This window comes from Flavobacterium enshiense DK69, assembly GCF_000498495.1.
GTDB lineage: Bacteria > Bacteroidota > Bacteroidia > Flavobacteriales > Flavobacteriaceae > Flavobacterium > Flavobacterium enshiense.
The window spans coordinates 29,195-52,995 of record NZ_AVCS01000015.1 but is presented as its reverse complement, the minus strand read 5'-3'; the positions used below and the strand labels follow the sequence as shown (position 1 = coordinate 52,995).

General features: G+C 37.9%; 37 protein-coding genes. 2 read left to right on the top strand and 35 right to left on the bottom strand.

Going from position 1 to position 23,801, the window contains the following annotated elements; genetic code table 11:
• Positions 1 to 272: 272 nt before the first annotated feature.
• From eno to rpsL, 34 genes are all read right to left on the bottom strand, one after another.
• Entirely contained in the window at positions 273 to 1,568 is a 1,296-nt protein-coding gene (eno, locus tag FEDK69T_RS10185) for a phosphopyruvate hydratase (protein ID WP_023574082.1), read from the bottom strand.
• 38 nt (positions 1,569 to 1,606) lie between these two features.
• Positions 1,607 to 2,713 carry a glutamine-hydrolyzing carbamoyl-phosphate synthase small subunit gene (carA, locus tag FEDK69T_RS10180; RefSeq protein ID WP_023574081.1) on the bottom strand — a complete coding sequence of 369 codons (1,107 nt, stop codon included), beginning with the start codon at positions 2,711 to 2,713 and terminating at the stop codon, positions 1,607 to 1,609.
• 323 nt (positions 2,714 to 3,036) lie between these two features.
• Entirely contained in the window at positions 3,037 to 3,522 is a 486-nt protein-coding gene (gene rplQ, locus FEDK69T_RS10170; RefSeq protein WP_023574079.1) for a 50S ribosomal protein L17, read from the bottom strand.
• 62 nt (positions 3,523 to 3,584) lie between these two features.
• On the bottom strand, positions 3,585 to 4,577 hold the full coding sequence (locus FEDK69T_RS10165; protein WP_035656363.1) for a DNA-directed RNA polymerase subunit alpha: 993 nt from the start codon (positions 4,575 to 4,577) through the stop codon (positions 3,585 to 3,587).
• A gap of 25 nt (positions 4,578 to 4,602) precedes the next feature.
• A complete protein-coding gene (gene rpsD, locus FEDK69T_RS10160; RefSeq protein WP_023574077.1) occupies positions 4,603 to 5,208 on the bottom strand; it encodes a 30S ribosomal protein S4 in 606 nt (201 codons plus the stop codon).
• Positions 5,209 to 5,294: 86 nt separating this feature from the next.
• Positions 5,295 to 5,678 (bottom strand): 30S ribosomal protein S11, encoded by a 384-nt coding sequence (gene rpsK / locus FEDK69T_RS10155; RefSeq protein WP_023574076.1) that lies wholly within the window; start codon positions 5,676 to 5,678, stop codon positions 5,295 to 5,297.
• 11 nt (positions 5,679 to 5,689) lie between these two features.
• Positions 5,690 to 6,064 carry a 30S ribosomal protein S13 gene (rpsM, locus tag FEDK69T_RS10150; RefSeq protein ID WP_023574075.1) on the bottom strand — a complete coding sequence of 125 codons (375 nt, stop codon included), beginning with the start codon at positions 6,062 to 6,064 and terminating at the stop codon, positions 5,690 to 5,692.
• 2 nt (positions 6,065 to 6,066) lie between these two features.
• On the bottom strand, positions 6,067 to 6,183 hold the full coding sequence (gene ykgO, locus FEDK69T_RS15720; protein WP_002987490.1) for a type B 50S ribosomal protein L36: 117 nt from the start codon (positions 6,181 to 6,183) through the stop codon (positions 6,067 to 6,069).
• 11 nt (positions 6,184 to 6,194) lie between these two features.
• A complete protein-coding gene (gene infA / locus FEDK69T_RS10145; protein WP_007136545.1) occupies positions 6,195 to 6,410 on the bottom strand; it encodes a translation initiation factor IF-1 in 216 nt (71 codons plus the stop codon).
• A 5-nt stretch (positions 6,411 to 6,415) separates the two neighbouring features.
• Positions 6,416 to 7,762, bottom strand: coding sequence for a preprotein translocase subunit SecY (gene secY / locus FEDK69T_RS10140; RefSeq protein ID WP_023574074.1), 1,347 nt, complete (start codon positions 7,760 to 7,762; stop codon positions 6,416 to 6,418).
• 14 nt (positions 7,763 to 7,776) lie between these two features.
• Complete coding sequence (gene rplO, locus FEDK69T_RS10135; RefSeq protein WP_023574073.1) at positions 7,777 to 8,229, bottom strand: 50S ribosomal protein L15; 453 nt, start codon at positions 8,227 to 8,229, stop codon at positions 7,777 to 7,779.
• 11 nt (positions 8,230 to 8,240) lie between these two features.
• Positions 8,241 to 8,423: a 50S ribosomal protein L30 gene (rpmD, locus tag FEDK69T_RS10130; RefSeq protein ID WP_023574072.1), complete on the bottom strand. Its 183-nt coding sequence runs from the start codon at positions 8,421 to 8,423 to the stop codon at positions 8,241 to 8,243.
• 12 nt (positions 8,424 to 8,435) lie between these two features.
• Positions 8,436 to 8,960 carry a 30S ribosomal protein S5 gene (rpsE, locus tag FEDK69T_RS10125; protein WP_023574071.1) on the bottom strand — a complete coding sequence of 175 codons (525 nt, stop codon included), beginning with the start codon at positions 8,958 to 8,960 and terminating at the stop codon, positions 8,436 to 8,438.
• A 5-nt stretch (positions 8,961 to 8,965) separates the two neighbouring features.
• Positions 8,966 to 9,316 (bottom strand): 50S ribosomal protein L18, encoded by a 351-nt coding sequence (rplR, locus tag FEDK69T_RS10120; protein WP_023574070.1) that lies wholly within the window; start codon positions 9,314 to 9,316, stop codon positions 8,966 to 8,968.
• An 11-nt stretch (positions 9,317 to 9,327) separates the two neighbouring features.
• A complete protein-coding gene (gene rplF, locus FEDK69T_RS10115) occupies positions 9,328 to 9,870 on the bottom strand; it encodes a 50S ribosomal protein L6 (protein WP_023574069.1) in 543 nt (180 codons plus the stop codon).
• A 15-nt stretch (positions 9,871 to 9,885) separates the two neighbouring features.
• Complete coding sequence (rpsH, locus tag FEDK69T_RS10110; RefSeq protein WP_035629579.1) at positions 9,886 to 10,284, bottom strand: 30S ribosomal protein S8; 399 nt, start codon at positions 10,282 to 10,284, stop codon at positions 9,886 to 9,888.
• 77 nt (positions 10,285 to 10,361) lie between these two features.
• Positions 10,362 to 10,631: a 30S ribosomal protein S14 gene (gene rpsN, locus FEDK69T_RS10105; protein ID WP_023574067.1), complete on the bottom strand. Its 270-nt coding sequence runs from the start codon at positions 10,629 to 10,631 to the stop codon at positions 10,362 to 10,364.
• Between the two features lie 3 nt (positions 10,632 to 10,634).
• Positions 10,635 to 11,186: a 50S ribosomal protein L5 gene (rplE, locus tag FEDK69T_RS10100; protein WP_035629576.1), complete on the bottom strand. Its 552-nt coding sequence runs from the start codon at positions 11,184 to 11,186 to the stop codon at positions 10,635 to 10,637.
• A gap of 2 nt (positions 11,187 to 11,188) precedes the next feature.
• Complete coding sequence (rplX, locus tag FEDK69T_RS10095) at positions 11,189 to 11,503, bottom strand: 50S ribosomal protein L24 (protein WP_023574065.1); 315 nt, start codon at positions 11,501 to 11,503, stop codon at positions 11,189 to 11,191.
• Between the two features lie 12 nt (positions 11,504 to 11,515).
• Positions 11,516 to 11,884: a 50S ribosomal protein L14 gene (gene rplN / locus FEDK69T_RS10090; RefSeq protein WP_007803649.1), complete on the bottom strand. Its 369-nt coding sequence runs from the start codon at positions 11,882 to 11,884 to the stop codon at positions 11,516 to 11,518.
• 2 nt (positions 11,885 to 11,886) lie between these two features.
• Entirely contained in the window at positions 11,887 to 12,144 is a 258-nt protein-coding gene (gene rpsQ, locus FEDK69T_RS10085; RefSeq protein WP_023570336.1) for a 30S ribosomal protein S17, read from the bottom strand.
• A 17-nt stretch (positions 12,145 to 12,161) separates the two neighbouring features.
• Positions 12,162 to 12,353 (bottom strand): 50S ribosomal protein L29, encoded by a 192-nt coding sequence (gene rpmC / locus FEDK69T_RS10080; protein WP_023574064.1) that lies wholly within the window; start codon positions 12,351 to 12,353, stop codon positions 12,162 to 12,164.
• Positions 12,354 to 12,364: 11 nt separating this feature from the next.
• A complete protein-coding gene (gene rplP / locus FEDK69T_RS10075) occupies positions 12,365 to 12,784 on the bottom strand; it encodes a 50S ribosomal protein L16 (protein ID WP_035629573.1) in 420 nt (139 codons plus the stop codon).
• Positions 12,785 to 12,803: 19 nt separating this feature from the next.
• A complete protein-coding gene (gene rpsC, locus FEDK69T_RS10070) occupies positions 12,804 to 13,538 on the bottom strand; it encodes a 30S ribosomal protein S3 (protein WP_023574062.1) in 735 nt (244 codons plus the stop codon).
• Between the two features lie 8 nt (positions 13,539 to 13,546).
• The gene (gene rplV / locus FEDK69T_RS10065) at positions 13,547 to 13,957 is read right to left on the bottom strand and encodes a 50S ribosomal protein L22 (RefSeq protein ID WP_023574061.1); all 411 of its coding nucleotides are present in this window, start codon (positions 13,955 to 13,957) and stop codon (positions 13,547 to 13,549) included.
• A 6-nt stretch (positions 13,958 to 13,963) separates the two neighbouring features.
• Positions 13,964 to 14,242: a 30S ribosomal protein S19 gene (gene rpsS / locus FEDK69T_RS10060; protein ID WP_023570340.1), complete on the bottom strand. Its 279-nt coding sequence runs from the start codon at positions 14,240 to 14,242 to the stop codon at positions 13,964 to 13,966.
• 9 nt (positions 14,243 to 14,251) lie between these two features.
• Entirely contained in the window at positions 14,252 to 15,076 is an 825-nt protein-coding gene (gene rplB / locus FEDK69T_RS10055; protein ID WP_023574060.1) for a 50S ribosomal protein L2, read from the bottom strand.
• A gap of 6 nt (positions 15,077 to 15,082) precedes the next feature.
• Positions 15,083 to 15,373 (bottom strand): 50S ribosomal protein L23, encoded by a 291-nt coding sequence (gene rplW / locus FEDK69T_RS10050; RefSeq protein WP_023574059.1) that lies wholly within the window; start codon positions 15,371 to 15,373, stop codon positions 15,083 to 15,085.
• A gap of 7 nt (positions 15,374 to 15,380) precedes the next feature.
• On the bottom strand, positions 15,381 to 16,010 hold the full coding sequence (gene rplD, locus FEDK69T_RS10045) for a 50S ribosomal protein L4 (protein WP_035629569.1): 630 nt from the start codon (positions 16,008 to 16,010) through the stop codon (positions 15,381 to 15,383).
• A complete protein-coding gene (gene rplC, locus FEDK69T_RS10040) occupies positions 16,010 to 16,627 on the bottom strand; it encodes a 50S ribosomal protein L3 (RefSeq protein WP_035629567.1) in 618 nt (205 codons plus the stop codon). The genes rplD and rplC overlap by 1 nt, the downstream gene beginning before the upstream one ends.
• Positions 16,628 to 16,740: 113 nt before the next feature.
• Positions 16,741 to 17,046 (bottom strand): 30S ribosomal protein S10, encoded by a 306-nt coding sequence (gene rpsJ, locus FEDK69T_RS10035; protein ID WP_023579610.1) that lies wholly within the window; start codon positions 17,044 to 17,046, stop codon positions 16,741 to 16,743.
• An 11-nt stretch (positions 17,047 to 17,057) separates the two neighbouring features.
• On the bottom strand, positions 17,058 to 19,214 hold the full coding sequence (fusA, locus tag FEDK69T_RS10030; protein WP_023574056.1) for an elongation factor G: 2,157 nt from the start codon (positions 19,212 to 19,214) through the stop codon (positions 17,058 to 17,060).
• Between the two features lie 10 nt (positions 19,215 to 19,224).
• The gene (rpsG, locus tag FEDK69T_RS10025) at positions 19,225 to 19,701 is read right to left on the bottom strand and encodes a 30S ribosomal protein S7 (RefSeq protein WP_023574055.1); all 477 of its coding nucleotides are present in this window, start codon (positions 19,699 to 19,701) and stop codon (positions 19,225 to 19,227) included.
• Positions 19,702 to 19,725: 24 nt separating this feature from the next.
• A complete protein-coding gene (rpsL, locus tag FEDK69T_RS10020) occupies positions 19,726 to 20,109 on the bottom strand; it encodes a 30S ribosomal protein S12 (RefSeq protein WP_007136570.1) in 384 nt (127 codons plus the stop codon).
• Positions 20,110 to 20,288: 179 nt separating this feature from the next.
• On the opposite strand from rpsL, the gene FEDK69T_RS10015 reads away from it, so the two are divergent.
• Both FEDK69T_RS10015 and rlmB read left to right on the top strand, forming a co-directional pair.
• Positions 20,289 to 21,953, top strand: a complete 1,665-nt coding sequence (locus FEDK69T_RS10015) for a BamA/TamA family outer membrane protein (protein ID WP_023574053.1) — start codon at positions 20,289 to 20,291, stop codon at positions 21,951 to 21,953.
• Positions 21,954 to 22,075: 122 nt separating this feature from the next.
• Positions 22,076 to 22,810, top strand: coding sequence for a 23S rRNA (guanosine(2251)-2'-O)-methyltransferase RlmB (gene rlmB / locus FEDK69T_RS10010; RefSeq protein ID WP_023574052.1), 735 nt, complete (start codon positions 22,076 to 22,078; stop codon positions 22,808 to 22,810).
• A gap of 241 nt (positions 22,811 to 23,051) precedes the next feature.
• Here rlmB and FEDK69T_RS10005 read toward each other — a convergent pair whose 3' ends face one another.
• Positions 23,052 to 23,741, bottom strand: coding sequence for an alpha/beta fold hydrolase (locus FEDK69T_RS10005; RefSeq protein WP_035629563.1), 690 nt, complete (start codon positions 23,739 to 23,741; stop codon positions 23,052 to 23,054).
• Between the last annotated feature and the right edge of the window lie 60 nt (positions 23,742 to 23,801).

Below are 23,801 nucleotides of genomic sequence, written 5' to 3'. Positions count from 1 at the left end.
CTGTTATTCGGCCTGATTGAGAGACAAACTTCTTTGATCTATAATTAAAGAATACCGCCAAATCGACAAACATATGCCCCCAATAACAAACCAAAGAGTGTAGCAAACATAAAATTCTTTCTCTCTTAGAATAAAAAAAAAAAAAAAAAACTTATTGCCTACAAAACTTATCTGATTAAAAAACAACCCGACAAAACACACAACCTGTTTGTTACCAACAAAAAAACCTGACAGGTTTCCCTATCAGGTTTAATACTTTTTATACTAAAAAACTATTTTTTTATTTTGAATGCTTTTTCTTTCGGAAAATAAGCCACTTCAGCTAATTCTTCCTCAATGCGCAACAGCTGATTGTATTTTGACATACGGTCAGAACGGGAAGCTGATCCGGTCTTGATTTGACCACAGTTTAAAGCCACTGCTAAATCAGCAATCGTATTATCCTCAGTTTCTCCGGAACGGTGAGACATTACCGAAGTATAACCAGCATTGTGTGCCATATTAACTGCTGCGATAGTTTCAGTCAGAGTTCCGATTTGGTTTACTTTAATTAGGATAGAATTTGCGATATTCTGCTCGATTCCCTGAGAAAGACGCTGTACATTGGTTACAAACAAATCATCCCCAACCAATTGCACTTTGTCTCCGATTTTCTCTGTCAAGTATTTCCAACCAGCCCAGTCATCTTCGTACATACCGTCCTCGATGGAAATAATTGGATATTTAGCACATAATTCAGCTAAATAATCAGCTTGCTCTTCTGATGTTCTGATTTTACCCGTTTCACCTTCAAATTTCGTGTAATCGTATTTACCGTTTACGTAGAATTCAGAAGCCGCACAGTCTAAAGCAATCTTAATATCATCACCAAAAGTGTAACCTGCATTTTCTACCGCCAATTTGATAGAATCCAAAGCATCTTCTGTTCCTCCAGCTAAGTTTGGCGCAAATCCACCTTCGTCTCCTACAGCTGTAGAAAGGTTTCTATCGTGTAATACTTTTTTAAGGTTATGGAAGATTTCCGTACCCATTTGCATCGCATGTGTAAAATTCTGAGCTTTCACCGGCATGATCATAAACTCCTGGAACGCGATAGGCGCATCAGAGTGTGAACCTCCATTGATAATGTTCATCATTGGAACCGGAAGCGTGTTAGCAGAAACACCACCTACGTAACGGTACAATGGCAATCCTAATTCGTTAGCAGCAGCTTTTGCCACAGCCAATGACACTCCAAGAATTGCATTCGCACCCAAATTGGATTTGTTCGGCGTACCATCCAATTCGATCATCATTTTATCAATCGCATTTTGCTCAAAAACCGACATTCCAACCAATTCCGATGCAATAGTCATATTCACGTTCTCAACAGCTTTCAAAACCCCTTTACCCATGAACGCTTTTCCGCCGTCGCGTAATTCTACCGCTTCATGTTCTCCGGTTGATGCACCTGATGGTACAGCGGCTCTTCCTAAAATGCCGTTTTCTGTAATAACATCCACTTCAACCGTTGGATTTCCTCTTGAATCTAATATTTGTCTTGCGTGAACTTTGATAATCATGCTCATAATACTGTCTTTTATTTTGCTATCGCTAATGCGAATTATTATTTACTTTCTTTGATATTGTCTACAAACTGATCGAATAAATAACGGGCATCGTGTGGTCCCGGACTTGCTTCAGGGTGATACTGCACCGAGAAAACCGCTTTGTTTTTCATGCGCATACCGGCAACTGTTCCATCATTTAAATGCAAATGCGTGATTTCGAAATCAGGGTGTTGTTCCAACTCTTCTCTGTTTACCGCGAAACCGTGGTTTTGAGAAGTGATTTCACCTCTGTTAGTGATTACATTCATCACCGGGTGGTTGATACCGCGGTGACCGTTGAACATTTTATAGGTTGAAATCCCGTTTGCCAAAGCTAATGTTTGGTGCCCTAGACAAATCCCGAAAACCGGTTTGTTTTCCGCGATGATTTGAAGCGCAACCTGTTGTACACCTTTCAATGGTTCCGGATCACCAGGACCGTTCGACAAGAAGTAACCATCAGGATTGAAAGCTTTCAACTCTTCAAATGTCGCGTTGTACGGGAATACTTTAATATAACAGTCTCTTTCTGCCAAACAACGAAGGATGTTGGTTTTGATCCCTAAATCCAAAGCTGCTACTTTATACGTTGCGTTTTCGTTACCGAAGAAATAAGCCTCTTTCGTTGAAACGGCAGATGCCAATTCCAAACCTTTCATGTTTGGCACATCGGCCAATAATTTTTTCAATTCTTCAACCGGAGTTCCGTCAGTACAGATTACGGCGTTTTGAGCACCATGGTCACGGATATAAGAAACCAAAGCTCTGGTATCTACATCGGAAATAGCAACCAGGTTTACTTTTTCGAAGTATTCCATCAAACTTCCTTCCGCGTCTGGTCTTGAATAGTTAAAACTGAAGTTTTTACAAACCAAACCTGAAATTTTGATACTGTCTGAATCGGTTTCATCGGCATGTACACCGTAGTTTCCAATGTGTGCGTTGGTCGCCACCATGATCTGACCGAAGTAAGAAGGATCGGTAAAGATTTCCTGATATCCTGTCATCCCGGTGTTGAAGCATACTTCTCCGAATGTTTTCCCTTCGATTCCGATAGATTTTCCGTAAAAAACCGTTCCGTCATTTAACAAAAGAAGTGCTTGATTTCGATTTGAATATTTCATCTCTGTAGTTGTGTTGTAAAAAGTTGTGCAAATTTAATTCAAATTCTGCCGTTAAAAAAATTTCGTTTAAAAGAAGCCGAAAGTTTTTCTTTAGCCTCGATGGGAGCGGCATCTTTTCTGTCAGGCAGGTTCTACAAAACCTGCCTGACAGAAAAATACAGCGGACAGCGGGAACATGGCAAAAAAAATGCCCAAAGTCGCGCTCCAAATGGACCCGACCTTACTAGGCACTCCCCTCAAAAAGGAGAAAAATTGGCAAAAAAAAAGGACAAACTCTAAAAAGTTCATCCTTAATTTTTATTGAAAAATCAATTGTTTCATGATTATTCAGTAGCTTCAGTGTTTTCCGTAGCCTCAGCTGCAGGAGCTTCTGGAGTAGCTTCAGTTTTTTTAGCTCTACCACGACGAGTAGTTGCTTTTTTAACTTCTTTTTTACCTCCGTTGTACAATTCGTTGAAGTCTACTAATTCGATCATTGCCATATCAGCGTTATCCCCAAGACGGTTTCCTAACTTGATGATACGAGTATATCCACCTGGACGGTCTCCTACTTTCGCAGCAACTTCTCTGAATAACTCAGTAACACCATATTTGTTTCTCAAGTAAGAGAAAACGATACGACGGTTGTGAGTTGTATCTTCTTTTGATTTTGTAATAAGTGGCTCTACGAATTGTTTTAAAGCTTTAGCTTTAGCAACTGTAGTATTAATACGCTTGTGCTCGATTAACGAACAAGCCATATTAGCAAGCATCGCCTTTCTGTGACCAGTTTGTCTGCTTAAATGATTTACTTTTTTTCCGTGTCTCATGACCTAGTTTTTTAACCTTCATCTTGCTTCAATCCTCTTGGGAGCGCAAAATATGAAGTAATTTATTCTTTATCTAATTTGTATTTAGCTAAATCCATTCCGAAATTCAAACCTTTAACAGCAACTAATTCGTCTAACTCTGTTAATGATTTTTTACCGAAGTTACGGAACTTCATTAAATCATTTTTGTTGAATGATACTAAATCACCAAGTGTTTCAACTTCAGCCGCTTTCAAACAATTTAATGCTCTTACCGACAAATCCATATCAACAAGCTTAGTTTTAAGCAATTGTCTCATGTGCAATGACTCTTCGTCATAGGATTCCGTTTGAGCAATTTCATCAGCCTCAAGCGTGATTCTTTCGTCAGAGAACAACATAAAGTGATGAATCAATGTTTTAGCTGCTTCTGTTAAGGCATCTTTAGGATGGATTGAACCGTCAGTGATGATTTCAAAAACCAATTTTTCATAATCGGTTTTTTGCTCTACACGGAAGTTTTCAATTGAATATTTTACATTCTTTACCGGTGTATAGATAGAGTCTGTAAAAATAGTTCCTATAGCTGCGTTTTGTTTTTTGTTTTCTTCTGCAGGAACATAACCACGACCTTTCTCGATAGTTAATTCCATGTTGATAGTGATTTTACTATCAAGGTTACAGATAACCAATTCCGGGTTCAACACCTGGAAACCTGAGATGAATTTTTGGAAATCACCTGCAGTTAATTGGTCTTTACCTGAGAAGGAGATAGATACAGATTCGTTATCGATATCCTCAATCTGACGCTTGAAACGTACTTGTTTAAGGTTAAGGATAATTTCCGTAACATCTTCAACCACCCCAGAAATAGTAGAGAATTCGTGTTCAACACCTTCTATACGTACTGAAGTAATTGCATAACCTTCCAAAGAAGAAAGCAAAACACGTCTTAATGCGTTACCAATAGTCAATCCATAACCCGGTTCTAAAGGTCTAAATTCAAGTTTACCTTCAAAATCGGTTGAATCGATCATGATAACTTTATCGGGCTTCTGAAAATTAAATATTGCCATATTTATTTCGACTGATGTCTAATTATTATTTGTTGTACAACTCTACGATTAACTGCTCTTTAATGTTTTCTGGAATCTGAAGTCTTTGAGGTACAGAAACAAAAGTACCTTCTTTAGTGTCATTATTCCAAGTAATCCATTCGTAAACAGCGCTAGAATTAGATAACGAACGTTCGATAGCCTCAAGAGATTTTGACTTTTCACGAACGGCAACTTTATCACCTGGTTTTAAGTGGTAAGACGAAATGTTTACTACCTCTCCATTTACAGTGATGTGTCTGTGACCAACGATTTGACGAGCCGCACGACGAGAAGGAGCAATACCCATTCTGTACACAACGTTGTCTAATCTTGCTTCACAAAGTTGTAAAAGGATTTCACCTGTTACCCCTTTAGACGCAGCTGCTTTTTCATATAAATTTCTGAATTGTTTTTCAAGAATACCGTAAGTGTACTTTGCTTTTTGCTTTTCCATTAACTGTACAGCGTACTCTGATTTTTTACCTCTCTTTTTGGCTAAACCATGTTGCCCTGGAGGGTAATTTCTTTTTTCGAAAGCTCTATCGTCTCCGAAGATTGCTTCGCCGAATTTACGAGCAATTTTTGTTTTTGGACCAGTATATCTTGCCATTGCTAAAAATTAAAAAAGGTAGGGATTATGAATTCAGGTCGCATCCTCCGATAATCTTTTACTCCTACCTTGGTTATACTATAAAATTAAACTCTTCTTCTTTTCGGAGGACGACATCCGTTGTGCGGCATTGGAGTTACGTCGATGATTTCAGTAACTTCAATTCCTCCGTTGTGAATAGATCTGATGGCAGATTCTCTACCATTTCCTGGACCTTTAACGTAAACTTTTACTTTTTTAAGACCAGCTTCTAACGCTACTTTGCTACAATCTTCTGCGGCCATCTGAGCTGCATATGGAGTGTTCTTTTTAGAACCTCTAAAGCCCATTTTACCAGCTGAAGACCAAGAAATAACTTCACCTTTCTTGTTAGTCAAAGAAATGATGATGTTGTTAAAAGTCGCATTAATATGTGCTTCGCCCGTTGATTCAACGATAACTTTACGTTTTTTTGTACTTGCCTTAGCCATACTACTACTTATTATTTAGTTGCTTTTTTCTTGTTAGCAACAGTTTTTCTTTTACCTTTTCTTGTTCTGGAATTGTTCTTAGTTCTTTGTCCTCTTAAAGGAAGACCAGCTCTGTGACGGATTCCTCTGTAACATCCGATATCCATTAAACGTTTGATGTTTAAAGAAACTTCAGAACGTAACTCTCCTTCAATTTTGTAATAAGAAACGGCATCACGGATAGCTCCGATCTCGTCGTCATTCCAATCTTGAACTTTTTTATCCTCGCTAACGTTAGCTTTTTCTAAGATATCTTTAGCTCTGCTGCTACCAATTCCGAAGATATAGGTTAGAGCAATAACTCCTCTTTTGTTTTTAGGTATATCTACCCCTGCTATTCTTGCCATAATTATCCTTGTCTTTGTTTAAATCTAGGATTCTTTTTGTTTATAACGTATAATCTTCCTTTTCTACGCACGATAATGCACTCGGCACTTCTTTTTTTAACTGATGCTCTTACTTTCATTTTAATAGCCTTTAGTATCTATAAGTAATTCTTGCTTTTGACAAATCGTAAGGGCTCATCTCCAGTTTCACTTTATCACCAGGTAATAATTTGATGTAATGCATTCGCATCTTCCCGGAAATATGAGCAATTACTATATGTCCATTTTCTAATTCTACACGGAACATCGCATTTGACAATGCTTCAATGATTGATCCGTCTTGTTCTATTGCTGATTGTTTTGCCATAAAAATTAAGCTACCGCTTTTCTATTTTTACCACTTTTCATCAATCCATCATAATGCTTATTCAATAAATAAGAATTTATTTGTTGAATAGTATCGATTGCAACTCCCACCATAATTAACAATGATGTTCCGCCATAAAACATAGCCCATCCTTGTTGAACACCGATCAAACTTACCGCAATAGCTGGGAACACAGCAATCAAAGCAAGGAATAACGAGCCCGGAAAGGTTAGCAATGACATGATTTTATCAAGATAATCACCTGTTTCCACACCTGGTTTGATACCCGGAATAAAACCGCCACTTCTCTTCAAGTCGTCAGCCATTTTATTTGTAGGTACCGTAATCGCGGTGTAAAAGTAAGTAAAAATTATGATTAACAAAGCAAAAACTAAATTATACTGCCATCCAAAGATATTTTGGAAGCTGGTAGTAATAGTCTGAGCGGCATCTGATGTAGATAAACCAGCTACTGCAGCAGGAATAAACATGATTGCCTGCGCAAAGATAATCGGCATAACTCCGGAAGCATTAAGCTTTAACGGAATCCATTGTCTGTTACCTCCCATTGCATCCTGTTCGAAATCTCCTGTTGCAGTTCGTCTTGCGTACTGAACCGGAATTTTTCTAACAGCCATGGTCAATAAGATACAGGCAATAATGATCAATAACCAAATAATTACCTCAAGAACAATTAACATTGGTCCACCGTTATTCTCAGTTACACGGGAAGAGAATTCCTGAATGAATGCCTGTGGCAAACGAGCCAAGATCCCTACCATGATCAATAACGAAATACCGTTTCCGATTCCTTTATCGGTGATTTTTTCTCCTAACCACATTGCGAATATCGTACCTGTTGTCAAGATGATAACAGATGAGAATATGAATGAGAAAGAGTTAAACCCTAATAAGAAAGCATCTGCCGGTAATTGTTTGTACAGGTTATAAATGTAACCCGGTCCTTGCAATAAAGTAATACCGATAGTTAACCATCTAGTGATTTGGTTAATTTTCTTCCTACCACTTTCTCCGTCTTTTTGAAGTTTTTGCAGGTAAGGGATAGCAATACCCATTAACTGCACAACGATAGACGCAGAAATATATGGCATGATACCCAATGCAAATACAGATGCTTGCGAAAACGCACCACCTGTAAACACATTGATTAACCATCCTATACCTTGATCAGTTTGAGTCGATAAATTTTGCAATTTAGTAGCATCAATACCTGGCAATGTTACTTGTGCACCAAAACGGTACACAACTAACATTCCTAAAGTAATTAAAATTTTATTTTTTAATTCTTCAATTTTCCAAACATTGACAAACGATTCTATAAACTTCTTCATCGTGGTATATTAGTTTATAAAGTTACAGCTTCTCCACCTGCAGCCTCGATAGCCGCTTTTGCAGTCGCAGTAAATTTGTGAGCAGTTACTTTTAATTTTGTTTTAAGCTCTCCTCCTCCTAATATCTTTACAAGCTCATTTTTGGTTGCCAAACGGTTTTCAACTAAAACTGCGAAATCCACAGTATCAGTAACAATTCCGTTATCAACAAGCAACTGTAATGTAGAAAGGTTTACGCCTTGATATGCTACACGGTTGATGTTTTTGAAACCAAACTTAGGTACACGTCTTTGAAGTGGCATCTGACCTCCTTCAAATCCAATCTTTTTAGAATAACCAGAACGAGATTTTGCTCCTTTGTGACCACGTGCAGCAGTACCACCTTTTCCAGAACCTTCTCCTCTACCTAATCTTTTATTCTGATTGTGAGTTGACCCTTCAGCCGGTTGTAAGTTACTTAAATTCATAACTATTAATGTTATTTAGTTTCTTCTACAGAAACCAAGTGTTTAACTTTATTTACCATTCCAAGGATAGCAGAATTTGCATCATGCTCCACAACTTGTCCTAATCTTTTAAGACCTAAAGCCTCAAGCGTTCTCTTTTGAGTAAGAGGACAGTTGATTTGACTTCTAACTTGTTTTACTATTATTTTTGCCATAATTTCCTTGAATTAACCTTTGAATACTTTTTCTAAAGACACTCCTCTTTGTTTTGCAACAGTGTGAGCGCTTCTCATTTGTAATAAAGCGTCAAAAGTAGCTTTAACAACATTGTGAGGGTTTGAAGAACCTTGAGATTTCGACAATACGTCGTGAATACCTACAGACTCCAATACTGAACGAACTGCACCACCGGCAATTACTCCAGTACCGTGAGAAGCTGGCATCAATAATACTCTTGCTCCACCAAATTTACCTTTTTGTTCGTGAGGCACAGACTGACCACTCAAAGGAATTCTCACTAGATTTTTCTTAGCATCTTCTACTGCTTTTGCAATAGCCTCAGAAACATCTTTAGATTTCCCTAAACCGTGACCAACTACACCGTTTTCATCACCTACCACTACAATAGCGGAGAAACCGAAAGCTCTACCCCCTTTTGTAACTTTAGTAACACGATTCACACTAACCAAACGATCTTTTAACTCAAGACCACTAGGTTTTACCAGTTCTACGTTTTTATAATTATGATACATAATTCTTAGAATTTAAGTCCGGCTTCTCTAGCGCCTTCAGCTAATGATTTAACACGTCCGTGGTATAAATTTCCACCTCTGTCAAAAGTGATGGTTTCGATACCTGCTTTTAAAGCCTTCTCCGCGATCAATTTTCCAACTGATGCAGCCGTTTCTATTTTAGTTCCTTTAGTTACACCAGCTTCTCTTGAAGAGGCAGCAGCTAAAGTTACACCGTTTACGTCATCTATGATTTGAGCATAGATTTCCTTGTTACTTCTGAATACAGACAAACGAGGTTTCGCAGCAGTTCCGCTAACGATCTTTCTGATTCTGTACTGTATTCTCTGTCTTCTATCCGATTTTGTTAATGACATAGTCTTAGTTTTTAAGCTGATTTACCTGCTTTTCTTCTTAATACTTCACCCACAAACTTAACTCCTTTTCCTTTGTACGGCTCTGGTTTACGGAAACCTCTGATTTTCGCAGCAACCTGACCTAAAAGTTGTTTGTCGTGTGAAGCTAGTTTAATGATTGGGTTTTTACCTTTCTCAGAAACTGTTTCTACTTTAACTTCCGGAACTACTTCAAGAACGATGTTGTGAGAAAAACCTAAAGCGATATCCAATTTTTGACCTTGGTTAGCTGCTCTATAACCTACTCCCACTAATTCTAATTCTTTAGTGAAACCTTCGGATACACCAACAATCATATTGTTGATTAAAGCTCTGTATAAACCGTGTTTAGAACGCTCATTTTTTTGATCTGAGGATCTTTCCACGATTACATTTCCTTCTTCAATTTTAACAGAAACATCTGAAAACTCTTGAGAAAGTTGACCTAATTTTCCTTTTACTGTAACTACACCTTCGTTAACTTCTACAGTTACACCCGCTGGAATTGCAATTGGACTTTTACCTATTCTTGACATTGTTGAATCTTTTTATTAGTATACGTAACAAATAACTTCTCCACCAACATTCAATTGCTTCGCCTGTTTCCCGGTCATTAAACCTTTTGAAGTAGAAACGATAGCAATACCTAAACCATTCAAGATTCTAGGTAGTTTAGCGGCACCTGCGTACTTACGTAAACCTGGTTTACTAATTCTTTGGATATCTTTAATTACAGACTCTTTAGTATCTTTGTCATACTTAAGAGCGATTTTGATAGTACCTTGAACTGTACTGTCATCGAATTTGTAACTTAAGATATATCCTTGGTCGAATAAAATCTTAGTGATTTCCTTTTTCAAATTAGAAGCAGGGATTTCAACCACTTTGTGGTTAGCACGCACTGCATTTCTGATTCTTGTCAAAAAATCTGCAATAGGATCTGTATACATATGTATAAAATTGCGATTGTGGTTTTCGATAGGCACACGCCTATCGAACCTTCAATCAATTAATAAACTTTTTTAAATTACCAGCTGGCTTTTTTAACCCCTGGAATCAATCCACTATTAGCCATTTCACGGAAAGTAACACGTGAAATACCGAATTGACGCATATACCCTCTTGGTCTTCCAGTTAATTTACAACGATTGTGTAAACGTACCGGAGAAGCATTTTTTGGCAGTTTTTGTAATCCTTCATAGTCTCCAGCTTCTAATAAAGCTTTTCTCTTTTCAGCATACTTTTCTACCAACGCTTGTCTTTTAACCTCGCGGGCTTTCATTGATTCTTTAGCCATGTCTTAATTCTTTTTAAAAGGTAAACCTAATTGAGCTAATAATGATTTTGCTTCTTTGTCTGTGTCTGCAGAAGTTACAAAAGTAATATCGAAACCAGCGATTTTGTTTACTTTATCAATATCAATTTCAGGGAAAATGATTTGCTCAAGTACACCTAAGTTGTAGTTTCCTCTTCCGTCAAAACCTGTAGCTTTGATACCACCGAAATCTCTTACACGTGGTAAAGCAGAAGTAATTAAACGATCCAAGAACTCATACATTCTTTCTCCACGTAAAGTTACTTTAGCCCCAATCGGCATACCTTTTCTCAATTTGAAAGACGCAACGTCCTTTTTAGAGATAGTAGCAACAGCTTTCTGACCAGTAATTTTTGTTAACTCTTCAACTGCGTGATCAACTAATTTCTTATCTGACACAGCAGCACCAACACCACGGCTGATAACGATTTTCTCAAGTTTAGGAACCTGCATCACGTTTTTGTAACCGTACTCCTCTGTAAGAGCAGCAATAACTCTGCTCTTATATTCTTCTTTTAGTCTAGGTATATAAGTCATGACTATAATACTTGATTAGATTTTTTAGAAATTCTCACTTTCTTATCTCCTTCAACTTTAACTCCTACTTTAGTCGCCGACTTAGTTTTAGGATCAATTAAAGCGATGTTAGAAATATGAATAGGAGCTTCTTTTTTAACGATACCACCTTGAGGGTTTTTAGCACTTGGTTTTGTATGTTTAGAAACCATGTTTACACCTTCAACTACCGCTTTATTTTTCTCGCGAAGAACACGTAAAACTTTACCTTCAGCACCTTTATGGTCACCTGCGATAACTTTTACCACGTCTCCAGATTTAATTTTTAGCTTTATCATTGTCTAAACGAATTAAAGCACTTCTGGTGCTAATGATACAATTTTCATGAATTGTTTTTCACGAAGTTCTCTTGCTACAGGACCAAAAACACGAGTTCCTCTCATTTCACCAGCAGCATTCAACAATACGCAAGCGTTATCGTCAAATCTGATGTATGAACCGTCGGCTCTTCTCACTTCTTTTTTGGTACGTACAACAACTGCAGTAGAAACAGCACCTTTCTTAACGTTTCCGTTTGGTGTTGCATCTTTAATAGATACTACAATTTTATCTCCAACAGAGGCATAACGACGTTTCGTTCCTCCTAAAACACGGATTGTCAAAACTTCTTTTGCTCCCGTGTTATCTGCTACTTTTAATCTCGATTCCTGTTGTACCATAATTACTTCGCTCTTTCAATGATTTCAACTAATCTCCAACATTTTGATTTAGATAAAGGTCTTGTTTCCATGATCTTTACTGTATCACCAATATTGCAATCGTTTGTTTCGTCGTGCGCAACGTATTTTTTAGTTTTTAACACGAACTTACCATATAATGGGTGTTTTACTCTTCTTGTTTCAGAAACAACAATAGATTTCTCCATTTTGTTGCTAGTAACCACACCAATTCTTTCTTTTCTTAAATTTCTTTTTTCCATCTTTCAGAAGAATACAATTATAGTAACTCTCTTTTAGTTAACTCAGTCGCTACTCTTGCAATTGATCTTCTTACAGCTCTTAACTGTAATGGGTTTTCAATTGGAGAAATTGCGTGAGCATTTTTTAGGTCGGCATATGTCTTCTTTAACTGACTAAGTTGTCCTTGTAACTCAGCTGCAGATAGATCTTTAATTTCTGATTGTTTCATAATAAAATTGATTATGCTTCGAAATCTCTAGCAACGATAAACTTAGTTTTAACAGGCATCTTTTGAGCCGCAAGACGTAATGCTTCTTTTGCAACCGCCAAAGGCACTCCGCCTACTTCAAACATAATTCTACCTGGTTTAACAACTGCAGCCCAGTATTCAACTGCACCTTTACCTTTACCCATACGTACTTCAAGAGGTTTCTTGGTGATAGGTTTGTCTGGAAATATTTTGATCCATAATTGTCCTTCACGTTTCATGTAACGAGTTGCAGCGATACGCGCAGCTTCGATTTGACGAGAAGTAATGAATGAATAATCTAAAGATTTGATACCAAACATTCCATTTGAAAGCTCGTGTCCTCTTTGAGAAACGCCTTTCATCTTACCTTTCTGTACCTTACGGTATTTTGTTCTTTTAGGCTGTAACATTTTTCTTTAGTTTAAATAATTACTTTCTTTTGCGTTGGTTTGGTTTACCACTTCCTTTAGAAGCACCAGAAGATCCTGAAGGTTTAGACTGTTTTTTGTCCATACCTACTAACGGAGAAAGATCTCTTTTTCCGTAAACTTCACCTTTCATGATCCACACTTTGATACCCATTCTACCATAAGTAGTATGAGCTTCACCTAGTGAGTAATCGATGTCAGCTCTGAAAGTTGATAGAGGAATACGTCCTTCTTTGAACATTTCTGAACGTGCCATTTCAGCACCGTTCAAACGACCAGAAATCATAACTTTGATACCTTCAGCGTTCATACGCATAGCGGCAGCAATAGCCATTTTGATTGCACGTCTGTAAGAAATACGACTTTCAATCTGACGAGCGATACTTGTAGCTACTAAATAAGCATCAAGTTCAGGTCTTTTGATTTCAAAGATGTTGATTTGAACCTCTTTGTCAGTAATTTTCTTAAGCTCCTCTTTCAACTTGTCTACCTCTTGACCACCTTTTCCGATAATGATACCAGGTCTAGCAGTAGTGATAGTAACGGTTACAAGTTTTAAAGTTCTCTCGATGATTACTTTAGATACACTAGCTTTTGATAAACGAGCATGGATATACTTACGGATTTTAGCATCTTCTGCTAATTTATCACCGTAGTCATTTCCACCGTACCAGTTTGAGTCCCATCCTCTGATGATCCCAAGGCGATTTCCGATTGGATTTGTCTTTTGTCCCATACTGCTTATTAATTGCTTTGTGTGTTATTAATATCTCCAATCACGATTGTAACGTGGTTAGAGCGTTTTCTGATTCTGTGAGCACGACCTTGTGGAGCTGGACGAAGTCTTTTCAACATCATACCACCATCTACTGTGATCGTTTTTACGAATAAACCTGCTTCCTCCATATTAGCATCTGCGTTTTTAGCTTGCCAGTTGGCGATAGCTGATAACAACAATTTCTCTAATTTACGAGAAGCTTCTTTAGAACTGAATCTTAAGATATTTAAAGCGTTTTCAACTTTCTGACCTCTTACCAAGTCTGCAACTAAGCGCATTTTTCTAGGTGAAGTAGGGCAGTTATTCAATTTTGCAAAAGCAATAGACTTATTAGCCTCTTTTCTTGCATCAGCTGTTTCTCTTTTACGAACTCCCATAGCTTCTTATTTTTTACCTTTATTTTTTGCACCGGCATGACCTCTAAAAGATCTTGTTGGTGAAAACTCTCCTAATTTATGACCTACCATGTTTTCTGTAACGTAAACTGGTACAAATTGACGACCATTGTGTACTGCGATAGTCTGTCCAACGAAATCTGGAGTAATCATTGAAGCCCTAGACCAAGTCTTAACAACTCCTTTGTTACCTTTTTCGATATTTTCCTGAACTTTCTTCTCTAATTTAAAGTGTACGAAAGGTCCTTTTTTTAATGAACGTGCCATATCTACTTATTATTTCTTTCTACGTTCTACGATATACTTATTACTCGGGTTAACTTTAGAACGAGTTCTATAGCCTTTAGCAGGTAAACCTTTTCTTGAACGTGGGTGACCTCCAGAAGAACGTCCTTCACCACCTCCCATTGGGTGATCAACAGGGTTCATTGCTACCGGTCTAGTTCTCGGTCTTCTACCTAACCATCTTGATCTACCAGCCTTACCTGATACAACCAACTGATGGTCTGAGTTAGAAACTGCTCCAATTGTTGCTGAACAAGTCAACAAGATCAATCTTGTCTCTCCTGAAGGCATTTTGATTGTAGCATATTTTCCGTCTCTTGCCATTAACTGAGCGAAAGTTCCAGCCGAACGAGCGATTACAGCTCCTTGACCTGGTCTTAATTCGATACAAGAAATAACAGTACCTAGAGGAATTTTGCTTAAAGGTAAAGTATTACCAATTTCCGGAGCTGATTCAGGACCAGAAACTACAGTTTGTCCTACTTGTAATCCATTCTGAGCGATGATATACGTTTTAGCACCATCTGCATAGTGCAATAACGAAATAAATGCTGAACGGTTTGGATCGTACTCGATTGTTTTCACTGTAGCAGGAACTCCTACTTTAGTTCTTTTAAAATCAACAACACGGTACTTTTGTTTGTGACCACCACCTGTGTAGCGCATGGTCATCTTTCCTTGACTATTTCTACCTCCAGAGTTTTTTTTCGGTGCGATCAAAGAACGCTCCGGCTTATCAGTTGTAATAGTGTCAAAGCTATTCACAACTCTAAAACGCTGACCCGGGGTAATAGGTTTTAATTTTCTAACTGACATTTTCTATTAGATATTAGTATAAAAATCTATTGTTTCTCCTTCTTGTACTTGAACTACTGCTTTTTTGTAAGCACTAGTCTTTCCACTGATTAAACCACTCTTAGTGTATTTAACCGATCTATCAGCTCTGTAATTCATTGTGTTCACAGCAACTACATTCACACCAAAAGCAGCTTCAACAGCATTTTTGATCTGGATTTTGTTTGCTCTTTTGTCAACAACAAAACCAAAGCGGTTGAAAGTTTCTCCCTCTTTGGTGATTTTTTCAGTAATGATAGGTTTAATTATGATACTCATAGCCCTATTATTTGCTTAAATTTTCTACAATTCCTTCTACTGAACCTTCTAAAAGCACTAAACTGTTTGCGTTTAAAATCGCATAAGTGCTTAATTCTGAAGAAGTTACAACGTTAGAAGCTTTTAAATTGCGTGCCGACAAATATACATTTTTATTTGATTCACCCAACACGAATAAAGATTTTTTGTTTTCTAACCCTAAAGCTTTCAATACGTTAATGAAATTTTTAGTGTTTGGAGTTTCAAAATTGAAGTCTTCAAGAACTACTAAATTTGATTCTTTTACTTTTAAAGAGAAAGCTGATTTACGAGCTAATCTTTTTAAAGCTTTATTCAATTTGAAAGAATAGCTTCTCGGTCTTGGACCAAAAACTGTACCTCCACCTTTAAACAAAGGATTCTTTACAGATCCAGCACGAGCTGTACCCGTACCTTTTTGTTTTTTAATCTTACGTGTACTTCCGGTTACTTCAGCTCTTTCTTTAGCTTTGTGAGTACCTTGTCTTTGATTTGCTAAGTATTGCTTAACATCAAGATATACAGCATGATTATTAGGCTCAATTGCGAATACAGAGTCAGCAAGTTGCACTTTACGACCTGTATCTTTTCCGTTGATATCTAATACTTTTACTTCCATTACTTCTGAATGATTACGTAAGAGTTTTTGTGTCCAGGAATCGCTCCTTTAACTACAAGTAGGTTCTTATCAGCCACTACTTTTAAAACTCTAAGGTTTTGAACTGTTACATTTTCTCCTCCTGTTCTTCCCGCCATACGCATTCCCTTGAATACTCTTGATGGATAAGACGATGCTCCAACAGAACCTGGCGCTCTTAAACGGTTGTGCTGACCATGAGTAGCTTGTCCAACCCCACCAAAACCGTGACGTTTAACAACCCCTTGGAAACCTTTACCTTTAGACACACCTTGTACATCTACAAATTCCCCTTCAGCAAAAACTTCAACAGTGATAACATCACCTAATTTATGCTCCGTTACGAAATCCTGGAATTCAACGACTTTCTTTTTTGCAGAAGTACCTGCTTTTTTAAAGTGACCTAAGTCAGCTTTTGTAGCATGTTTTTCTGTTTTGTCATCGAAACCAAGTTGCAACGCTTCATACCCGTCAACCTCATTGGTTCTGACTTGGGTAACGACACACGGACCAGCCTCAATTACAGTACAAGGAATGTTTTTCCCGTTCTCATCGAAGATACTAGTCATGCCGATTTTTTTTCCAATTAACCCAGACATATAAAACTAATTATTAATTATTTATTAAAACTTTTTGTTTTTAGAGTGCGCAAAAGTAAGCATTAAGTTTTGAATTACAAAACTTAATGCTTAAATACTTTTAAATGCGGTACTTATACTTTGATCTCTACTTCAACACCACTTGGCAACTCTAACTTCATTAGAGCGTCGATAGTTTTTGAAGAGGAAGAGTAGATATCTAATAATCTTTTGTATGAACTTACCTCAAACTGCTCTCTAGATTTTTTGTTTACGTGCGGAGAACGCAATACAGTGAAAATCTTTTTGTGAGTTGGCAACGGAATAGGACCAGTTACAACAGCTCCTGTACTTTTTACAGTTTTTACGATTTTTTCTGCTGATTTATCAACCAACATATGATCGTATGATTTTAATTTTATTCTGATTTTTTGACTCATTTTCTTTAGAATTAAGCGTTTCCTTTTGCTTTTTTGATAACTGCTTCTGAAATATTAGAAGGCGTTTCAGCATAGTGTGAAAACTCCATTGTTGAAGTTGCTCTACCTGATGACAATGTTCTTAATGTAGTTACATAACCGAACATTTCAGATAATGGCACATCAGCTTTGATCGTTTTAGCACCAGCTCTGTCACCCATATCATTCACCTGACCTCTACGACGGTTCAAGTCACCTACGATATCACCCATGTTTTCTTCTGGAGTAATAACTTCGATTTTCATGATTGGCTCAAGAATAACAGCTCCAGCAGCTTTTCCAGATTCTTTGTATCCCATTTTAGCAGCCAACTCGAAAGAAAGCGCATCGGAATCCACCGGGTGGAAAGATCCATCCAACAAAGTAACTTTTAAACTGTCTACAGCGTATCCTGCTAAAGGCCCTTGCTTCATAGCTTCACGGAAACCTTTTTCAACCGCAGGGATATATTCTTTAGGAACGTTACCACCTTTTACCTCATTAACAAACTGTAATCCAACAAATGGCTTACCATCTACCATATCAGCAGGTTCGATTCTAAATACGATATCACCAAATTTACCACGACCTCCAGATTGTTTTTTATAAGTCTCTCTGTGTTGTGCCGATTTAGTGAAAGCTTCTTTGTACTCAACTTGAGGCTCACCTTGGTTCACTTCAACTTTGAATTCACGTTTCATACGATCCACCAAGATATCCAAGTGAAGCTCACCCATACCAGAGATAATCGTTTGACCTGAAGCCTCATCAGTTCTAACCGTAAACGTAGGATCTTCTTCTGCTAATTTAGCTAAAGCCATACCCATTTTATCTACGTCAGCTTTTGTTTTAGGCTCAATCGCGATACCGATTACCGGATCAGGGAATTTCATTGACTCAAGTATGATTGGGTGTTTTTCATCACACATTGTATCTCCAGTCTTGATATCCTTAAATCCTACAGCAGCTCCAATATCTCCAGCCTCAATATATTCGATTGGATTTTGTTTGTTAGCATGCATTTGGTAAATACGAGAGATACGCTCTTTGTTTCCTGAACGTGTGTTCAAAACATAAGAACCAGCATCTAAACGACCTGAGTAAGCACGGAAGAAAGCTAAACGACCAACATAAGGGTCAGTAGCAATTTTAAATGCTAAAGCCGCGAAAGGCTCTTTTACATCCGGACGACGTAAGATTTTAGTTTGATCTTCTTCTAATAAATCAGCATCATCAGGGTGAATACCTTGAATACCTTCTTTATCCAAAGGAGATGGTAAATATTTACAAACTGCATCTAACATGAACTGAACTCCTTTGTTTTTGAAAGAAGAACCACAAATCATTGGAATGATTGCCATGTCGATTGTAGCAGCACGTAATGCATTGTTGATTTCTTCTTCAGTAATAGAGTTCTCATCCTCCATATACTTATCAAGAAGGTTCTCATCATACTCAGCAACCGCTTCGATTAATGCAGAACGGAATTCTTTAACTTCCGCTACCATATCAGCAGGGATGTCAACAATATCAAAAGTAGCTCCTTGTGTTTCATCATGCCATACGATAGCTTGATTTTTCACTAAATCCACTACTCCTTTAAAATCACTTTCTTCACCGATTGGTAATGTAATCGCAACTGCATTAGACTTTAACATGTCTCTAACTTGCTGACATACATTCAAGAAGTTAGAACCCTGACGGTCCATTTTGTTTACGAATCCCATACGTGGCACTCTATATTGATCTGCAAGTCTCCAGTTAGTTTCTGATTGAGGCTCAACACCATCAACAGCACTAAACAAGAAAACCAATCCATCCAATACACGTAACGAACGGTTTACCTCTACAGTAAAGTCAACGTGTCCTGGAGTATCAATAATATTAAAGTGATAAGGTTTTGATTCAGGTAATACCTTACCTTGCTCAGTTGGGAAATTCCATTCACACGTTGTAGCAGCAGAAGTAATGGTAATACCTCTTTCCTGCTCTTGTGCCATCCAGTCCATTGTTGCAGCACCTTCGTGCACTTCACCAATTTTGTGTGACTTTCCAGTATAAAACAAGATACGCTCAGTTGTTGTTGTTTTACCAGCATCAATGTGAGCCGCAATCCCGATATTTCTTGTGTATTTTAAATCTCTAGCCATTTCTTATGAATTAAAATCTAAAGTGAGAGAATGCTTTGTTAGCTTCTGCCATTTTGTGAGTATCCATTCTTTTCTTAACAGCAGCACCTTCTTCTTTAGCCGCAGCCAAGATTTCAGACGCTAATTTGCCTGCCATTGATTTTTCATTTCTTCTTCTTGCATAAAGAATCATCCATTTCATCGCCATAGAGATTTTTCTGTCTGGACGAATTTGCATAGGAATTTGGAAAGTAGCTCCACCCACACGACGTGAACGAACTTCTACGTGAGGCATAACATTCGTTAATGCATCTTTCCAGATTTCTAATGATGATTTCTCAGCATCTTGCTTTTTAGATTCTACGATATCAATTGCATCATAAAATACTTTGAAAGCTGTTGATTTTTTACCGTCCCACATTAAGTTGTTTACAAAACGCGTTACCAATTGATCATTAAATCTTGGATCTGGTAAAAGAGGTCTTTTTTTGGCCTGTCTTTTTCTCATGTCTTTTTCTTAAAAGTTTTTAAATTACTTTTTAGCTTCTTTAGGGCGTTTAGCACCGTACTTAGATCTTCTTTGCGTTCTTCCCGCAACACCTGACGTATCAAGCGCTCCACGAACGATATGATATCTAACACCTGGTAAATCTTTTACCCTTCCGCCTCGCACTAATACTATCGAGTGCTCTTGTAGATTGTGTCCTTCTCCTGGGATGTAAGCATTCACTTCATTACCATTAGTCAAACGTACACGCGCAACTTTACGCATTGCCGAGTTTGGTTTTTTTGGTGTAGTAGTGTAAACACGCGTACAAACCCCTCTTCTTTGAGGACAAGAATCTAAAGCAACCGATTTACTCTTCTTAGTGATCTGAGTTCTTCCTGTTCTTACTAATTGTTGAATTGTTGGCATAATTAAATACTAAAAATTTCTTGTTTTTAAATTCCCGACACTTTTCGGGGCTGCAAATGTAGGGATTAATTTTTAGAAAACAAACCTTAAATATTTAATTTTCAATACAATTATGGATCAAAGCAAAATCCCATACCCAAAATCCATTTTTTACGTTATTTTTACCAAAACATTTTCACTTGAAACGACTTCTTCTTTTTATATTTCTGATTTTATGCGGCTTTTCCTTAAAAGCACAAAATCTGCACCTGAAAATCGAAGGGATTTCAACCGAAGAAAACAAAATCATCGACAGCATCGGCTACAAAAAACTGCACGAAAACACTAAATCCATTCTTGACGAAACCAGCAATCTGTCTGCTACACTACTCAAAAAAGGATATTTAGAAAGTCAATTACTGAATCAGAAAAAAGTAAACGACAGTTCCTTCGTATTTTTCTATTCCGTCGGAAAACAAACCTCACGCATACATATATATATAGGTACACTTTCAGAAGAAGAAAAAAAATTGCTAGAGTTCCAATCCGACACCATAACCCTTCCTATTTCCGAAATCGAAAACTTCATGAATTCCAATCTGGCCAAATTGGAACAAAAAGGCTACTCGCTAAGCGAACTACAACTAACCAATCATAAAAAAACAGGCAACCAACTTTCCGCTGTATTGCAAATCAAAACAGAAAAGAAACGAAACCTGAACGACATCGTAATTGTAGGCTACGACAAATTCCCGGAAGGCATCCGAAGAAATCTGACCAAACAATACAGAAAACAACCTTTCAGTCAGGAAACCTTAAAAAAACTAAACAACGATTTTAAATCGCTCCCTTTTGTAACACAAATCAAATATCCCGAAATCCTATTCACCAAAGACAGCACGAAAGTCTATGTATATCTCGAAAAAACTAAAGCGAATCGTTTCGATGGTTTCATCGGCTTTGCCAACGAAGAAAATTCAGGGGTGCGCTTTAACGGTTATCTCGACCTGCTTTTAAACAACGCTTTAAACTCAGGTGAAAAGTTCAACCTATACTGGAAAGGCGACGGAAAGAAACAAACCACATTCAACATCGGAACGGAAATTCCGTATATTTTCAAAAGTCCGCTGGGCATTAAAGCCAATCTGAAAATATTCAAACAAGACAGCCTTTTCCAAAACACGACAACCGACATCGATTTAGGCTACTTCTTCAATTATAATTCCAGAGTGTACCTCGGCTATCAATCGGCCGAATCGGTAGATATCCAAAAAACAACTTCCGGCACTATAAGCAGTTTTTCCAACTCGTTCTGGACTGCATCCTACCTGTTCTCCGATATCGATCCGGATGATTTTATGTTTCGGGAAACCGCAAATATCAACGTAAAATTCGGAACCGGGAGACGCTCGTCCGAAACAGCAACCAACAGCCAGTATTTTACGCAACTCAACGCGCATTATAATTTCTACCTGAATAAAAAAAATCTCATTTTTGTCAAAAACCAGAGTTTTTATCTTCAAAGCGATACCTATCTCAGCAACGAACTGTACCGTTTCGGAGGAATCAATTCCATTCGCGGATTTAGCGAAAACAGTCTTCAAGCCAACCTCTACACGGCTTTCATCACCGAATACCGTTATGTGTTGACACCCGGCTTATATGTACATTCCATTACAGATTACGGCATTTTCCAGGATAAAACATCCAACATTAAAGAAAACCTGCTCGGACTCGGGTTTGGCTTCGGACTCCTAACCAAAAACGGCTTATTCAATTTAATCTACGCCAACGGAACCACAGGCGATCAGGCCATAAAACTTTCCAACTCCCTTGTCCATCTTAGTTTCAAAAGCGTTTTTTAAAAGAGACCATTCGATTTTTAGACTACTTAAAATATTAGAAGAAATATGATATTCAGATAACTCAACAATCTAAAAATCTAAAATTCCAACAATCTAAAAATCTAATATACTATCTTTGCCCCATGGAAAAAGAAAACCTAATATTCGGAATCAGAGCCATCATAGAGGCGATCAACGCAGGAAAAGAAGTTGACAAAGTTTTTATTCAAAAAGACGCACAAGGCGATTTGATGCAGGATTTGATGAAAACGATGAAAAAAAACAACATCAATTTCTCTTATGTTCCTGTAGAAAAACTAAACCGATTAACTTCAAATAACCATCAGGGCGCCGTGGCAACCATCGCTCCTATTTCGTTTGTATCATTGGAAACTATGGTAGAGAACGTAATCGAAAGCGGCAAAAAACCATTGTTCCTGATTTTAGATCAGTTGTCAGATACCCGTAATTTCGGAGCTATCATCAGAACTGCCGAATGTACAGGTGTAGACGGAATCATAGTCCAGAAACAAGGTTCAGCCCCTGTAAACGGCGATACGGTTAAAACCTCTGCCGGCGCAGTATTCAACGTCCCTATCTGCAAAGTAGATCACATTAAAGATGCGATTTTCTACCTTCAGGGTTCCGGAATCAAGACAGTGGCTGCTACCGAAAAAACAGAGCAAAACATTTACGATATCGACTTTAGCGAGCCTGTTGCAATTATCATGGGAAGCGAAGACCGCGGCGTGAATCCGTCGGTTTTAAAAATCGTGGACGAAAAAGCAAAACTACCTATGTTCGGCTCAATCGGATCACTAAATGTATCTGTAGCTTGTGGGGCGTTTTTATACGAAACCATCCGTCAAAGAAGCTAACATGAGATAAAAATAATTGAGAAAGCCCGGAGCGAATGTTTCGGGCTTTTTTGTGGTCGTCGTTCCCGCTCTTACCTTTAGTTCCCTCCTTGCGTCGGGAAGCTACCGGCTCCATCGGGGCTAGTTGGGTTACCATTTTCTGATTTGGAAGGAAATTATTACTACAAAGCCGGACAAAACTTTAATTTCAGTCTATCATTACAACTTGTTTCACCACAGAGTGCACGGCAGGACAAACCGCTTAATTAAAAAAGTATTCGATTTCTCGCGACAGCTTATCCTGATTTACTTTCTCAAAAGCATGTACCGTATCAGGCACAACCCATAACTGGTTATTCGTTTTTGACTTATATAGCGCCAACGTTTCATCAAAACTCACCATAGCATCTTTATCTCCCACAGAAAAAAGGATAGGTTGCTCCAAACTACCTACTTCAGCCAGTGTAAGAGGTGGCTGCTGCCCCATAGCCAGCATCATTTCAGCCGTTTCTTTAACTAATTTCGGAGCTTTATCAACCTGATGTATTACTTGTAAATGCTGGATAAATTTAGGCACCTTCTGCTCCATTTTCTCCCAATCCAACATAGCCGCTTCTTTTTTACTGCTTTCTGGATTCCAGTCAAACTTAGTAGCCAGCGTAAATATTTTACCAACCATATCCGGATAATGTTTCGCCAGATACAAAGCCACATAACCACCCATACTGTATCCAAAAATAGCTACGTTACTAAGCTTGTGTTCCTCCAAAAAAGCAAGCACCTGTTGAGCAAAAGAAGAAATGCTCAACGCTTCATGATCATTCATCGGAGAATTGCCATGACCAATAAAATCAAGAGTGTAGACTTGGTAACGGTCAGATAGCTTTGTTTTTAAGGCTTCGAACTGGGCTTGAGAACCCAGTGCTCCATGTAGAAGTAGTAAAGGCTGCATAGTCGTAATGATTAAAAACCAAATATACACCTTTGAAGGATTTTTTACACTTTGTTTTTA